This window comes from Gemmatimonadota bacterium (assembly GCA_026706845.1).
Taxonomy (GTDB): domain Bacteria; phylum Latescibacterota; class UBA2968; order UBA2968; family UBA2968; genus VXRD01.
The window spans coordinates 1-2,135 of the sequence record JAPOXY010000016.1 but is presented as its reverse complement, the minus strand read 5'-3'; the positions used below and the strand labels follow the sequence as shown (position 1 = coordinate 2,135).

Annotated in this window: 2 protein-coding genes; both read right to left on the bottom strand. The window is 53.2% G+C overall.

Annotation, left to right across the window (positions count from 1 at the left end; translation table 11 throughout):
• Positions 1-120 precede the first annotated feature (120 nt).
• Complete coding sequence (locus OXG87_01440; protein ID MCY3868186.1) at positions 121-951, bottom strand: sugar phosphate isomerase/epimerase; 831 nt, start codon at positions 949-951, stop codon at positions 121-123.
• A 25-nt stretch (positions 952-976) separates the two neighbouring features.
• Positions 977-2,116 (bottom strand): aminotransferase class V-fold PLP-dependent enzyme, encoded by a 1,140-nt coding sequence (locus OXG87_01435; GenBank protein ID MCY3868185.1) that lies wholly within the window; start codon positions 2,114-2,116, stop codon positions 977-979.
• Positions 2,117-2,135: the final 19 nt, after the last annotated feature.

The window sequence follows — 2,135 nt, the reverse complement described above, 5'->3', positions numbered from 1 at the left end:
TTCTGGCCCTATCTCAACTATCACATGCCCGATTACGTCCTCGAAGGCGCCGACGAACGCCTCCTCCGCGTTCTCGGAAAACACCCCGAAATGGCTTATGGATAGCCTCTATTCACACCCTCACCCACCAGGCACGAACTGCCGCAGATAATTCACGGCTTTGGGAACCGCTGTCTCTTCTGCCTCTTCATCCTGTCCCTCATACACGATCGACACCCACCCATTGTAATCCACCCCATTCAAAATCTCGAAAATACGCGGATAATTCAGCCACACCTCTTCTCCCGTACTGATGCGATAGACCTTTGCGCGGACATGCACGGCAAGAGGGGCTGTCTCTGCAATACTCCCATAGAAATCCAATGCCGGATCTTCAGTCCCGCGCTGACCACTCGACCCCGGCGACCCGACGTATTGCCCCGTATCGAGAATATGGGATAAATGGGGATTATCGACCGTCTCGAGAATCCGGCGCACATCTTTACCCGTGCGCGTAACACACCCGTGATTGTGGTTGTGTAAGCCCAGAACAATGCCTTTTTGTTGTCCGTACTCTGCGACCTCCTGCATACAGGGCATCATGCGATCCCACACCTGTTCTTCAGGCTCATCATTGCGATTCCACGCCGCAAAAATCCGCACGAGTGGCACACCCATAAACTCTGCAACATCGACCCAGTGCTTGACACTATCTATCACCTCCTGCAACTCTTCCTGGGGCCTGCCAAAATCATTGCTCACACCCAGATACGAAATCACCAGACCGCGCCTGAGACAGCGCATGCGAATATCCCGCAAATACGCCGGGTCTTCAGATTCAAACGCACGGGTGTGAATATCAATCCCATCCAGACGCAGATCATAAGCCTTGTCGATAAACCCCGCCATATCGATTTCGCCAGCAGTGAACTGATCTTTGTAACTCAGAGACATACAACCCAATTTCATCATGGTTAACATCCTTTCTATTCAGGTTTCACTTCACACTTCCTACTTCATTCAGCGCATCGAGCAATTGCGCCACATCATCGCTACCATTGTACAAATGCGTGGAAACGCGCACCCGCCCAAACTCGCCCCAGCAAAAAACATTGCGCTCTTCGAGGCGATTGACCATCTCGCGACCATCATCACACGCAAAGCAGGTATTGCCCGACCGCGCTTCCCGGTTATTTGGCGAAATGACCTCATAGCCCAACTTCGCAAGCCCTTGAGACACCAATTCGGACAAATCGCGCGCGTGATTTTCAATCTTCTCGGGACCAATATCTAAAATCACGCCCAGCGCGTGATCCAGGTGCATAACCACCTGCATAGCCGGATTCCCGGGTTCGAGCTTTTCCGGCATCGGTTGTTCGACGACCTCGGGATCGCGCTCGGCAGTTTGTTCGGGCCACACTTTGAGATTGTGCCAGCCAAAACACGTCGAAGCCACCTGCTCTTCTGCGCGTTCGCTCAAATAGCAAGGCGCCGTACCATGCGTTGCCAAAAGCCATTTGTAACTGCTGCTCACCGTGAGATCGGTCAAATGCGCTGGCACGCGCAAAACACCCGAAGAATGCGTGGCATCAACGGCGAATAACGCGCCTTTTTTCCCTGCATCCTCAGAGAGTTGCGCCAAATTTAAACACTGTCCCGTATAAAACCCCACATGGCTGACAGCGAGAACGCGCGTGCGGGAATCAACAGCGGCGAGAAGATCCTCTTCGCGCACCCGCCACTGTTTATGCGGCACCAGACGAACCTCAACACCCCTGGATCGCAGATGCTTCCACGCATACGCCACAGAGGGAAACTCGAGATTATTGGTCACGACATTATCGCCTGGTTGCCAGTCCAACCCCCGCGAAAACCAGCCCATGCCCTCGGCAGCAGAAGGCATAAACGCAATGCGATTGGCCGGCACATTCCAGAGCTGCCCCATGCGCTTGCGACAGCGTTCTCCCCTGTCGTAAATTTTATCGCGGCCCTTGTGCGATCCACCCTTAAATCTAGCAAAATCGGCATATACTTCAGCCTGACTTTTGAGCCATGGGGACTCACCCCCCGTACACAGGTGGGCCATGCCTTCAATACCTTCAAAAGCATCGGGTGAAAGAAGAGGTGCAATTGTCAAAAGAACTCCTTTCTCTATT